The organism is Mesorhizobium sp. A556 (assembly GCF_054489545.1).
Window position 1 is genome coordinate 1 of record NZ_JBTMXA010000031.1, and the last position, 13,275, is coordinate 13,275.

At 61.5% G+C, this 13,275-nt stretch carries 7 protein-coding genes and 1 pseudogene; 7 read left to right on the plus strand and 1 reads right to left on the minus strand.

What is annotated here, in order from left to right; genetic code table 11:
• Positions 1-96: 96 nt before the first annotated feature.
• The 7 genes and pseudogenes from ACX3P0_RS24590 to pgm form a co-directional block, all read left to right on the plus strand.
• A pseudogene (locus ACX3P0_RS24590) lies at positions 97-1,302 on the plus strand (NAD(P)/FAD-dependent oxidoreductase); the annotation flags it as partial.
• Between the two features lie 227 nt (positions 1,303-1,529).
• On the plus strand, positions 1,530-4,073 hold the full coding sequence (locus tag ACX3P0_RS24595; RefSeq protein WP_459092751.1) for a membrane-bound PQQ-dependent dehydrogenase, glucose/quinate/shikimate family: 2,544 nt from the start codon (positions 1,530-1,532) through the stop codon (positions 4,071-4,073).
• A gap of 111 nt (positions 4,074-4,184) precedes the next feature.
• Positions 4,185-5,597, plus strand: a complete 1,413-nt coding sequence (gene zwf / locus ACX3P0_RS24600) for a glucose-6-phosphate dehydrogenase (RefSeq protein ID WP_459092753.1) — start codon at positions 4,185-4,187, stop codon at positions 5,595-5,597.
• Entirely contained in the window at positions 5,581-7,362 is a 1,782-nt protein-coding gene (tal, locus tag ACX3P0_RS24605; RefSeq protein ID WP_459092755.1) for a transaldolase, read from the plus strand. Before zwf ends, tal begins: the two co-directional genes overlap by 17 nt.
• Positions 7,359-9,008 (plus strand): glucose-6-phosphate isomerase, encoded by a 1,650-nt coding sequence (gene pgi / locus ACX3P0_RS24610; RefSeq protein ID WP_459092757.1) that lies wholly within the window; start codon positions 7,359-7,361, stop codon positions 9,006-9,008. Before tal ends, pgi begins: the two co-directional genes overlap by 4 nt.
• Before the next feature lie 38 nt (positions 9,009-9,046).
• Positions 9,047-11,134, plus strand: a complete 2,088-nt coding sequence (gene tkt, locus ACX3P0_RS24615; RefSeq protein ID WP_459092759.1) for a transketolase — start codon at positions 9,047-9,049, stop codon at positions 11,132-11,134.
• Between the two features lie 9 nt (positions 11,135-11,143).
• Complete coding sequence (pgm, locus tag ACX3P0_RS24620; protein ID WP_459092761.1) at positions 11,144-12,805, plus strand: phosphoglucomutase (alpha-D-glucose-1,6-bisphosphate-dependent); 1,662 nt, start codon at positions 11,144-11,146, stop codon at positions 12,803-12,805.
• Between the two features lie 30 nt (positions 12,806-12,835).
• Here pgm and ACX3P0_RS24625 read toward each other — a convergent pair.
• A partial coding sequence (locus ACX3P0_RS24625; RefSeq protein ID WP_459092763.1) for a DUF488 domain-containing protein occupies positions 12,836-13,275 on the minus strand: 440 nt, incomplete at its 5' end.

Here is a 13,275-nt window from a genome sequence, read left to right on the forward strand (position 1 = left end):
TGCGTTCAATGCAGAAGGAAGATAGGTGGCCGGATTTTACTCCGCCCCTACGGCGAGATTAGCGCGCCGTTACCGTGGCCGACTTTTGCACCGCCGCTCTCACAGCCGCTGCTCTATCAGGTCGCAACCGCGTCACTGGCGACATCAGAAATTGCATGGCCGGTACGCTACCTTTTGCGCGGACGCCCGGAAGTTAAGACCTTGCTCGCCACGGTGCTCGGCATCGATACGGATGCCCGTCGTGTGATGCTCGATGGAGGCGAAGCCGTCTCTTACGCTACGCTGGTTCTTGCCACCGGTGCCCGTCATGCCTATTTCGGCCATGACGAATGGGCCCAATTCGCTCTTGGCCTGAAGACGCTCGAGGATGCCACGACGATCAGACGTCGTATCCTGCTCGCCTTCGAGCGTGCGGAACGCGAAACCGATCCACGCCGACAGGCCGCGCTCCTGACCTTCGTCATTATCGGCGCCGGTCCGACCGGTGTGGAACTTGCCGGCACAATCGCGGAATTGGCGCGCGATACGCTAGCGCCGGATTTTCGCAACATCGATACGAGGAAAGCCCGCGTCGTTCTCGTCGAAGCTGGTCCACGCGTATTAGCGGGTTATCCCGATGATCTATCCGCCTATGCGCAACACTCGCTCGAAAGCCTTGGTGTCGAGGTCGAATTCGGCCAAGCGGTCACCGACTGTACGGCTGAAGGTGTCGTCTATGGCGGTCGAAGCCTGGAAGCCAAGACCATTATCTGGGCTGCCGGCGTGCAGGCCTCGCCCGCCGCCAAATGGCTCGACGCGCCAGCCGACCGTGTCGGCCGGCTATTGGTCCTTCCTGACCTCACCATTCCCGGTCATCCGGATGTTTTTGCGATCGGCGATACGGTGACGATCCCCGGTCCGGATGGAAAGCTGGTCCCGGGTATCGCGCCCGCCGCAAAGCAACAAGGGCGCTACGTCGCCGAATCCATCAAGGCGCGGCTGAGCGGCTACGCTGCTGTCCGTCCCTTCCGCTATCATCACGACGGCAGCCTGGCGCAGATCGGAAAGCGGCGCGCCGTAATCGACTTCGGCTGGATCAAGCTCCGGGGCTCTCTCGCATGGTGGATCTGGGGCATCGCGCACATCTATTTTCTGATCGGCGTGCGCAACCGGCTAAGCGTCGCGCTGTCCTGGCTGTGGATATACGTACGTAACCAGCGCAGCGCCCGCCTGATCACACTAGGCCAGAACGACAGAAACGCTGGCGGAGAAGATTTATCGAACGAGTTGCCGGCGGTTCCACAAGGCGCAAATCGCTGTTGAACGGGTCGCAATGGTTTTCCCCCAGCGCCGACACTAAGACCGCCGCCTGTTGGATGACGAATTGTTGATATGCGTCTCAGGAACGTCATCGCCGCCCGGTCGTTTTGCGAACGTTGAATGACAAACTCACCGTGTGACCGGCCTTGTAGCAGCCTCTCTGCTGATCGCCACCTCGCCTGCATCTGCGAGCGAAATGATCCACGCGGCAATTTTGGCGTGGTGACTTGATGTATCGGATAATCGTTTCACTCGTGGTCGTGGTTATCGGTGCGGCGCTGTTTGCCGGCGGCGTCTGGCTCGCGGTGCTCGGCGGATCATGGTTCTATATCGTGCTGGGTGGCGCCCTTGTGGTTTCGGCCATCCTGACATTCAGGCGCAACCCCGCCGGGTTGGCGCTTTACGGCGTTACACTGCTGGTGACACTGGGCTGGTCCGTGTGGGAAGTCGGCTTCGACTGGTGGGCGCTTTCGGCGCGCGGCAGCCTGCTCATTGTGCTGGGCGCACTGCTGCTGTTGCCGCCCATGGTCCGTTCCCTTCACGGCCCCGACAGTGGCTGGGCCCGCTATGACGGCTCCAGCGGGCTTCTGGCCGGTTCCCTGGTGATCGCCGCGCTTGCCGGCGTCTACGCGATGTTCCAGTCGCCGCACGATCTCGCCGGCGCCTTCCCCGACGACCGCATGGCCGCGTCGCACGCGGCAGACAGCAAAGTTCCCGATGGGGAATGGCAAGCCTATGGCCGTACCGCAGCCGGCGACCGCTATTCGCCACTTACCCAGATAACCCCGCAGAACGTCGGCAATCTGAAAGTCGCCTGGACCTACCATACCGGGGATATTCGCGGTCCCAAGGACCCCGGCGAGGCCACCTACGAGGTCACGCCACTGATGATCGACAATACGGTCTATGTGTGCACGCCGCACAATCTGGTCATCGCCCTCGATGCCGTTACCGGCAAGCAGAAGTGGCGTTTCGATCCGCATTTGCAGCAGACGATCAGGCCGACCACGCAGCATCTCACCTGCCGCGGCGTCTCGTATTTCGATGGGTCGGCGCAGCCGGCAGCCTCCGCCTCCACTCCCGCAACCGGCGCACCGCAGACGGCGTCCACCGAACAGCAGCGCTTGGCGGCAAGTGTCGCCCAGGTGACCAAGCAGGCGGCCGGCGTGCCGCAAAACGTGGTGACCGGCCAGGCCAAGCGCGGCGATCCCAATCCTCAAGTCGACCGCAAGGAAACGACGGCCACCGGCCCGGTAGATCCCTCCTGCATCAAACGACTGTTCGTGCCGACGTCCGACGGCCGGCTTATCTCGATCAGCGCCGAGACGGGCGTCATCTGTCCGGGCTTCGGTGGTGACGACGGCACCATCAACCTGTGGGCCAACATGCCCAACATCACTCCCGGCTCGGTCTATTCGACCTCACCACCCGTCGTTACCGATCATCTTGTGATTGTCGGCGGCGCGGTAAACGACAACGTCGCCACGACGTCGCCTTCCGGCGTTATTCGTGCCTACGACGTCAATACCGGCGATCTGGTCTGGAACTTCGATTCCAAGAAGCCCGATGCGATCGCACCGATCCCCAACGGCCAGACCTATTCGGAAAACGCACCGAACTCGTGGAGCGTATCCAGCTACGATCCCAAGCTCGGCCTGATCTATCTGCCGATGGGCAACCAGTCGCCCGATCAGTATGGCGCGGGCCGAAGCGCGGACGTGGAAAAATTTTCGTCCTCGATCCTGGCGCTCGACGCCAATACCGGCAAGGTCGCCTGGGTCTATCAGATGACCCACCACGATCTGTGGGACATGGACGCACCGGCGCAACCCAGCCTTGTCGATCTCACCATCGACGGCAAGGACGTGCCGGCGCTGGTGGCGCCGACCAAACAGGGCGAAGTTTACGTGCTGAACCGCAAGACCGGAGAGCCTGCGCTGCCCGTCACCGAGGAACCGGCCCCGAGCGGTGCCGTCCAGGGAGACACCACGGCGCCGACGCAGCCGGTTTCGACGATCTCGTTCAACCCCCCGCCTCTGACGGAAAAGGACATGTGGGGCGCAACGCCGCTTGACGAGCTCGCTTGCCGTATCGCTTTCCACCGTCTCAATTACGACGGACGCTACACGCCACCGACGACAAAAGGCTCGATCATCTACCCCGGCAATTTCGGCACCTTCAACTGGGGCGCGGTGGCAGTCGATCCACAACGTCAGGTCATGTTCGCGATGCCGGTCTATCTCGCTTTCACGTCCAAGCTTGTTCCGCGCCCGGACGAATATGCGCGCGTCGTCAGCAGGGATGGGGAAGACGTTTTCAATGAGAATTTCGGCGCACCCTATGCGGCGAAGATGGGACCGTTCGTATCGGTCATCGGCCTACCCTGCCAGTCGCCGCCCTGGGGTTATGTCGCCGGCGTCGATCTCACCACCGGCAAGACCGTCTACAAGCACGTCAACGGCACGGTGCGCGACCTGTCGCCTGTTCCGCTACCCTTCAAGATGGGCGTGCCGGGCATTGGCGGGCCGATTGTCACCAAGGGCGGCGTCGCCTTCCTGAGCGGCACGCTGGACTACTATGTGCGCGGCTACGACCTCAAGACGGGAGCAGAAATCTGGAGCGCTCGCCTGCCTGCCGGCGGCCAGGCGACACCTTCGACCTATAAGGGCGCGGACGGCAGACAGTATCTCGTCGTCGTTGCCGGCGGCCATGGATCGACGGGTACGAAAGCCGGCGATTCGATCATTGCCTATGCCCTGCCTAATCCAGGCTGAGCCTGCGTGCAGGCGGTGCCGCCGCCTACCACGCTTTTGTGAAGGAACGTGCCGGGCCAAGGTTGGTTTTGCTACAATGCAAAGCCAGTCCAGACAGCCGGGAAGGTGAAGATGCCGGCTACCCAAGCGGATGCGTTCGTGTTTTTCGGCGCCACTGGTGATCTGGCCTACAAGCAGGTCTTTCCCGCTCTGCAGGCCCTGACGCGGGATGGTCGGCTCGACATGCCTGTCATCGGCGTGAGCAAATCGGACTGGAGTGTTGATCAACTCATTGCCCGCGCGCGTGACAGTATTGAAAAGCACGGTACATTTGATGAGCAGGCCTTCGCGAAACTGGTAGCACGGCTCCAGTATATAAGCGGCGACTACAGCGACGCCGCCACCTACACGCGACTCCACACGGCTTTGGGCAAGGCCGCCCGCCCCCTGCATTACCTTGCCATTCCGCCCGAGATGTTCGGGACCGTGGTCAAGGGCCTGTCCACTTCGGGTTGCGCCGGAAACGCGCGCGTCATCGTTGAAAAGCCGTTCGGGCGCGACCTGTCGTCCGCCAAGGCACTCAACCATACGCTGCTGGAATTCTTTCCAGAGGCGGACGTTTTTCGCATCGACCATTATTTGGGCAAGGAGCCGGTCCAGAATCTGCTCTACTTCCGTTTCGCCAACGCCTTCCTCGAGCCGATCTGGAACCGCCATTATGTGGAAAGCGTCCAGATCACGATGGCCGAGGCATTTGGCGTGCAGGGGCGCGGAAGTTTTTACGACAGTACCGGCGCAATTCGCGATGTCGTGCAGAACCATTTGCTTCAGGTAGTTTCCCTATTGGCGATGGACGCCCCTGCCGACCATCACCCGGATGCCATGCGCGACGCCAAGCTGACGCTGTTCGAGGCCATGCGTCCGATCTCGCCGATTGAGACCGTACGCGGCCAGTTTCGCGGCTACCGTGACGAACCCGGCGTCAACGCCAATTCGCAAGTCGAAACCTTCGTCGCCCTGCGGCTTCACATCGACAACGAGCGTTGGAAGGCCGTACCCTTCTATATCCGAGCCGGCAAGCAAATGGCCGTTACCGCCACCGAAATCACGGTGAAGCTGAAATCGCGGTACCATGCCGTGTTCGAAACTCCACCATCGGCTACGCCGAACTACTTCCGGTTCCGGATCAGCCCCGATGTCCTGATATCGATCGGAGCACAGGTAAAGACCCCCGGTCAGGCCATGATCGGCGAAACCGTGGAACTTGTCGCCCAACGCCATGAGAGTGGCGAAGAAACTCCCTATGAACGCCTGCTGGGCGACGCTCTCGAAGGAGATGCATCGCTGTTTGCCGGCTACGACAGCATCGAAGCCGCCTGGCGTACCGTGGAACCGGTTCTCGGAAATACCGTTCCGATCAAGTCATACGAGCCGCAAAGCTGGGGGCCGAAGGAAGCAGTAGCCCTCGCCACCGCCGATGGCGGCTGGCACGATCCATCTTCGGGAAAGCCATCAGCGGAGGCGATCAATGACAGCTCCCGTTGAGGTGACGTTCCTGTTCGACGTCGACAACACGCTGCTCGACAACGATCGCCTGCAGGCCGACCTGAAACGGCATCTCGCAAAGGAATTCGGCGCTGAAAACCGCGACCGTTACTGGGCGATCATGGAGGAACTACGCTCCGAACTGGGCTATGTCGACTATCTTGGCGCAATGCAGCGCTATCGCCTGGCACACATGAACGAGCCGCACCTTTTGCTGATGTCGGCCTATCTCATGGATTACCCTTTCGCGGACCTTTTATATCCCGGCGCGCTCTCGGCAATCGCCTATCTGCGCAGGTGGGGCCGTACCGTCATTCTCTCGGATGGCGACGTGATCTTTCAGCCGCGCAAGATTCAACGATCCGGGCTTTGGCAGGCGGTGGACGGCCGGGTTCTGATCTATGTCCACAAGGAGCAGATGCTGGACGCCGTGGCAAAACGCTATCCGGCCCGCCATTATGTCATGGTCGACGACAAACTGCGCATCCTGGCAGCGATGAAGGCAAGCTGGGGAGATCGCCTGACAACGGTGTTCCCGCGTCAGGGCCATTACGCGCTCGACCCCAAAAATATCGCCACTTATGGACCCGCCGATATCGCCGTCGACCGCATCGGCGACTTGGTCGGGCATGACTTTTCCGAACAGCTTACCAATCCACCGTCACGCAATAGCGAGGTCGCCATGAACGCAACAACCCGACTGCACGAACTTGGCCAAAGCCTGTGGCTGGACAATATCACCCGCGACTTGCTGAACAGCGGCACCCTCCAGCGCTACTGCAACGAACTGTCCGTGACGGGATTGACCTCGAACCCCACCATCTTCGATGAGGCCATTCGAAACAGCACGGCTTACGACGGGGCGCTTCACCGCAAGAACAGCGAGGGGAAGACCGGCGAGCGGCTGTTCTTCGAACTGGCGCTGGAAGATCTGACACAAGCCGCAAAATTGTTTCGGCCGATCCATGAAGCGACGAGCGGCGTCGATGGCTGGGTCTCGCTCGAAGTATCGCCTTTGCTGGCGGATGATGCCGCCGCCACCGTCGAGGCCGCCAAGCGGCTGCATGGGCAGGCGCGGTGCCCCAACCTGTTCATCAAAATTCCTGGCACGCCCGCCGGCGTCGAGGCCATCGAGGAAGCGATCTTCGCCGGTGTGCCCGTCAACGTGACGCTGCTGTTTTCGCGGGAGCACTATAGCGCCGCGGCCGATGCATATTGGCGCGGCATTAAACGCCGCATCGATGCGGGCCTCGATCCGAAGATCGCTTCGGTAGCGTCGATCTTCGTCAGCCGCTGGGACAAGGTTCCGGCAGAACTGCGCAACCGCCTGGGCATCGCCATATCCGGGCAAATCTATAAAGCCTATCGGGAGCGACTTGCCTCGCCCGAGTGGCGGGGATTGGCTAATGCAGGAGCACTGTCTCAGCGACTGCTGTGGGCAAGCACGGGCACCAAGGACCCGCAGCTTCCTCAATCCTATTACATCGAAGCACTCGCCGCGCCTGACACGATCGACACCATGCCGGAAAAGGCGCTCCATGCGTTCGCGGCAGACGGCACGGTGGACAGCGGCATGCCGGAGGACGGCGGCGATAGCGAAATCGTGCTTGCCGAATTCGCCAAGGCCGGGATCGATACCGCAGCACTTGCCAGACAGCTCCAACTCGAAGGCGCGCAATCCTTCACCAAATCATGGAACGACTTGATGACCGTCATCGCGTCCAAGAGCGAGCGGATGCAGGCTTCTTCGGGACGCGGATCATGAACGCGCCTGTCTCGGCCGAGCCGTTGCCGCTGACCGAACGGCCTGCCTGGAAAGCATTGCTGGCGCATTATCAAGCGGTGCAAGGATTGCATCTGCGGCAACTCTTTGCCGACGATCCACAGCGCGGAACGCGGTTCACAACCGAAGCGTGCGGTCTCTACCTCGACTATTCCAAAAACCGCATCACTACGGAAACGATCGCTCTTCTCCTTCAACTTGCCGACGCTTGCCGGTTGCGAGAACGTATCGAAGCGATGTTCACCGGTCAGAAAATCAATGTGACGGGGCAACGCGCGGTGCTCCACACGGCATTGCGCGCGCCGATTGGCGAGAAAATCCTGGTCGACGGCGAAGATGTCGTGCCGGAAGTACACGCCGTGCTTAACAAGATGGCCGTTTTCGCGGACAAGGTTCGCAGCGGCGCATGGCGCGGCCATACCGGCCTGCCGATCCGCAACGTCATCAATATCGGCATCGGCGGCTCGGATCTCGGGCCGGTCATGGCTTACGAGGCACTGCGCCACTACAGCCGTCGCGACATGGTTTTTCGCTTTATCTCGAACATCGACGGCACCGATTTCGCGGAAGCGACACGCGATCTGAACCCTGAAGAAACGCTGTTCATCATCTGCTCCAAGACGTTCAAGACGCTGGAAACGCTGACCAACGCCCATACCGCACGTGAATGGGTGCTGCATAAGCTTGGCGACGATCAAGCGGTGGCCCGGCATTTCGTCGCCGTTTCGACCAATGAAGAGGGTGTCGCGAAATTCGGCATCGACACCGAACAGATGTTCGGCATGTGGGACTGGGACGGCGGCCGTTATTCCATGGATTCGGCGATTGGTCTGTCCACCATGCTCGCTATCGGCCCGAAGAATTTTCAGGCGATGCTGTCCGGCTTCCGCGAAATGGACGAGCACTTTCGTACCACGCCGTTCGATCGGAACCTGCCTGTCCTGATGGGGCTGCTTTCGGTGTGGTATAATAATTTTTTCGGGACGCAGACCGTGGCGGTTCTGCCTTACGAGCAATATTTGAAGCGCTTTCCCGCCTATCTCCAGCAACTGACGATGGAGAGCAACGGCAAGCACGTGACGCTCGGCGGCGCGACAGTCGGTTACCAGACGGGGCCGGTCTATTGGGGCGAGCCCGGCACCAACGGTCAGCACCCATTCTACCAGCTCATCCACCAGGGCACCAAGCTGGTGCCTTGCGACTTCATCGGCTTTTGCCAGGCATTGAACCCGCTTGGGCATCACCACGACCTGCTGATGGCAAATCTGTTCGCGCAGACTGAGGCGCTGGCTTTCGGCAAGACGGAAGCGCAGGTCCGCGCCGAAGGGACGCCGGAGCGGCTGGTTCCGCACCGCATGTTCAAAGGCAATCGCCCCACCAATACCGTGCTTGCAGAGCGCCTGACACCAAAGACCCTAGGCACGCTGGTAGCGCTCTACGAGCATAGCGTCTTCACGCAAGGCGTTATCTGGGACATCGATTCCTTCGACCAGTGGGGCGTCGAACTGGGCAAGGCATTGGCGGAGAAAACGATCCCGGAGCTGGAAGCCTCGGCGGCTCCGCTCCTTCAGCATGACAGTTCGACCAATGCTTTGATCGAGCGCTACCGCCGCCTCAAGAAGCACTGAACCGACAGTTGAGCCGCAAGGCTCCGATCGGAGAGAAGATGGCACAGGCACAAATCGACCGGCTTTGCATCAACACGCTGCGGATGCTTTCCATCGATGCCGTCCAGAAGGCGAATTCCGGTCATCCCGGAACACCGCTGGACGCAGCCCCGGTCGCCTATTGCCTGTGGCAGCACTTCTTGCGCTATGATCCCGACGATCCGGAGTGGCCGAACCGCGACCGTTTCGTCCTGTCGGCGGGCCACGCCTGCGCCCTGCTCTACAGCCTGCTCCATGTGTGCGGCGTCAAGGCAAAAGGTCCAACCTATCCGTCGGGAGATCGGCTGGCCGTGACGCTGGACGATCTCAAGACATTTCGCCAGGCTGGCAGCCATTGCACGGGACATCCCGAATATGGCTGGACCTCGGGCGTGGAAACCACCACGGGGCCGCTCGGACAGGGCGCGGCCACCAGCGTCGGCATGGCGATCGCGGAACGCTGGTTGGCGGCCACCTACAATCGGCCCGACTACGATCTGTTCTCGCATAATGTGTATGCGCTGTGCAGTGACGGCGACATGATGGAGGGGATCAGCAACGAGGCGGCATCGCTGGCGGGGCACCTCAAGCTCTCCAATCTCTGCTGGATCTACGACGACAACCACATCACCATCGAAGGTCCGACCAGCCTGACATTCACCGAGGACGTAGCCGCCCGCTTTACCGCCTATGGATGGAATGTGGCGCGGGTCGGCGATGCGGACGATCTGGCGCAACTGGACACGGCGCTCCAGGCATTCGTCGATACCCACGACCGTCCCACGCTGATCATCATCCAAAGCCACATCGGTCATGGCGCGCCGCACAAGCACGATACGAACAAGGCGCATGGCGAGCCGCTCGGCGCAGAGGAAGTGCGGTTGACGAAGGAGTTCTACGGCTGGGACCCGGATGCCGATTTCAAGGTTCCCGATGGTGTCGTGGCGCATTTTCGCGCGCATGTCGGCAAGCGCGGAGAAGCCGCCCATGTCGCCTGGAAGAAGCTATTTGCCGCCTACCGCAAGCAATACCCCGACCTGGCCGAACAGGTCGATCACATGCAGCAACGCGACGTTCCAGCCGGTTGGGATGCGGCGCTGCCAACTTTCGCTGCCGACGCGAAGGGCCTCGCCACGCGAGAATCCTCCGGCCAGGTGTTGAACGCCATTGCCGCCCTTATGCCATGGTTGCTGGGCGGCGCGGCTGATCTGTCTCCGTCGACGAAGACGGACCTCGACTTCGAGTTCGCCGGCGACTTCCAGCCTCCCGAGGGCGAGCAGGCGATCAGCTATCGCGGCCGGAACTTTCACTTTGGTCTGCGCGAACACGCCATGTGCGCCATCGGCAACGGCATGAGCCTGTCGAAGCTGCGCCCCTTCGTTTCCAGTTTCCTGATCTTCACCGACTATTGCCGCGCGGCGCTGAGACTTAGTTCGATGATGGAACTGCCCCTCATCTCCATCTGGACTCATGATTCCATCAGTCTCGGCGAGGATGGGCCGACCCATCAGCCGATCGAGCAGATCGCCGCGTTCCGCGCCATGCCCGGCATGGTCGTGCTGCGCCCGGCGGATGCCAACGAAGTCGTGGAAGCCTGGAAGGTCATCATGCGAATGAAAGACCGGCCTGTCTGCCTCGTGCTGACGCGGCAGGCGGTGTCGACATTCGACCGCTCGACCTATGCGAGCGCCAACGGCGTGGCACGAGGCGCCTATGTGCTGGCCGACGCTCCCGGCGGCAAGCCCGATGTCCTATTACTGGCGACCGGCAGCGAAGTCTCGCTCTGCGTAACGGCCTATGAAGAACTTAAAGCGGCTGGCATCAAGGCGCGCGTCGTCAGCATGCCGTCATGGGAATTGTTCGAAAGCCAACCGCAGGCCTATCGCGACACCGTCCTTCCCCCTGCGACAACGGCCCGTGTGGCGGTGGAGGAAGCATCCGGCTTCGGATGGGAACGCTATACCGGCTTCGACGGCGCCATTCTCGCTATGGATAGTTTCGGGTTGTCGGCGCCATCGAAGGTCGTCGCCAAACATTTCGGTTTCGAACCGGCTCATGTCGTCGCGGCAGCGAGGGCGCAGCTCGCGGGCCGCCGGTCAACCACGTAAGGCATCAGTATGACGATGAAGATCAGTCCATTGGCCGGAAAATCGGCACCGCCCGACCTGCTGGTCAATGTCGCCAGGCTCGTCACGGCCTATTACAGCCAGACGCCGGACCCTTCGGTTGCCCTGCAGCGGGTGGCGTTCGGGACGTCCGGGCATCGCGGCTCTTCCTTCGACAACACGTTCAACGAAGCGCATGTTCTGGCGAACAGCCAGGCGATCTGCCTGTATCGCAAGAACAAGGGCATCGACGGCCCGGTCTTCATCGGCATCGACACCCATGCCCTTTCGGAACCGGCCTTTGCCAGCGCGCTGGAAGTGCTGGCCGCCAACGGCGTCGAGGTGATGATGGCGGCGCGCAGTGAATACACGCCGACCCCGGCCGTTTCGCATGCGATCCTCACCTATAATCGCGACCGCAAGACCGGGCTGGCCGACGGCATCGTCATCACGCCGTCGCATAATCCGCCGCGCGACGGCGGCTTCAAGTACAATCCGCCCAATGGCGGGCCGGCGGATACCGACGTGACCGGCTGGATCGAAAAGCAGGCCAATGAACTGCTCCTCGGTGCCCTGAAGGACGTGCGGCGGATGCCGCTTGAAAAGGCGCTCAAGGCCCCGACCACCCATGACCATGATTTCCTGAACGCCTATGTGAACGATCTCGGCAATGTCATCGACATGGACGCCATTCGCGGCGCCCATATCCGCATGGGCGTCGATCCGCTCGGCGGCGCCGGGGTCCACTACTGGCCCGCCATTGGCGAGCGCTACAAACTCGACCTGACCATCGTCAACCGGCAGGTCGATCCCACCTTCCGTTTCATGACGGTCGATTGGGATGGCCAGATCCGCATGGACCCGTCTTCGCCCTACGCCATGCAGGGGCTGATCGACCTGAAGGACCGTTTCGACATCGCCTTCGCCTGCGATACGGACCACGACCGGCACGGCATTGTTACCCGAACGGACGGGCTCTTGCCGCCGAACCATTATTTGTCGGTCGCCATCCACTATCTGCTCCAGCATCGGCCCGAATGGCGCAAGGATGCCGCCATCGGCAAGACGGTGGTGAGCAGCCAGATGATCGACCGCGTTACCGCCCGGCTGAAACGCAAGCTGTATGAAGTTCCCGTGGGCTTCAAATGGTTCGCCCAGGGTCTTCAGGACGGCTCGCTCGGCTTTTGCGGCGAGGAAAGTGCCGGCGCAACGTTCATGCGCCGCAACGGCGCCGTCTGGACGACCGACAAGGACGGTATCGTTCCGGCGCTGCTGTCGGCCGAAATCACGGCAAGGATGGGCAAGAACCCCGGCGAGATCTACCGCGACCTGACGAAAGAACTGGGCGACCCGGTCGCCGACCGGATACAGGCAACCGCGACGCCTGCGCAAAAGCAAAAGCTGTCAAAACTTTCCCCGCATGAAATCACGTCGAAGACCTTGGCCGGAGAACCGATCCAGACGGTGCTCAGCCGCGCACCGGGCAACAATGCGGAAATCGGCGGCGTGCGCGTGACCACGGAAAGCGGCTGGTTTGCCGCGCGCCCGTCGGGCACTGAAGACATCTACAAGATTTACGGCGAAAGCTTTCGCGGGAAAGACCATCTCCACGCCATCCTGACCGAGGCGCAGACAATCGTCGACAAGGCGCTTGGCGCGACCAGCGGGACCTGAATTGGCCACCCCACCGGCGATAGTCGACGCCTATTCCAGCGGTTGATGCTCTTCGGGATAGACGATTGTTCCATCTTCGCGCACGACAGCGCCGGGTGTCAGGCTGGCCTCGTCGACATGCCCCGCCCCAAGGATGTGCATGAGGCTCTCGCCTTGGCTGAGCAGGTAGTCGGTGATGATGCGGCGGTGGCAGCGCCACCAGACGGCTTCTGCGCACATGATGGCGCAGCGATGTTGGATGCCGAGTTCTCGCAGGTGCGCCAAGCCCGCGGTAAACGGCTTCGTAAGGGCATAGTCCGCGTAATTGCGAAAGCTGCGCACGCGCCAATAGGTGTTGGCCGAAGGCTCCGTACTACGTGCCTTACCCCGAAGTCCGCCAAGCGCGGCGATATGCTTATAGCCGATCTGCCACGGCGCCAAGGTTCCTGGGAGACTTTCGCCGTTGAACTGCGGATTCGTGCGCGAGCGCG

Excerpts from the sequence above, each read along its gene's own strand:
- zwf (WP_459092753.1), top strand. The coding sequence starts at position 4,185 with ATGCCGGCTACCCAAGCGGATGCGTTCGTGTTTTTCGGCGCCACTGGT.
- pgi (WP_459092757.1), top strand. The coding sequence starts at position 7,359 with ATGAACGCGCCTGTCTCGGCCGAGCCGTTGCCGCTGACCGAACGGCCT.
- tkt (WP_459092759.1), top strand. The coding sequence starts at position 9,047 with ATGGCACAGGCACAAATCGACCGGCTTTGCATCAACACGCTGCGGATG.
- pgm (WP_459092761.1), top strand. The coding sequence starts at position 11,144 with ATGACGATGAAGATCAGTCCATTGGCCGGAAAATCGGCACCGCCCGAC.
- tal (WP_459092755.1), top strand. The coding sequence starts at position 5,581 with ATGACAGCTCCCGTTGAGGTGACGTTCCTGTTCGACGTCGACAACACG.
- ACX3P0_RS24595 (WP_459092751.1), top strand. The coding sequence starts at position 1,530 with ATGTATCGGATAATCGTTTCACTCGTGGTCGTGGTTATCGGTGCGGCG.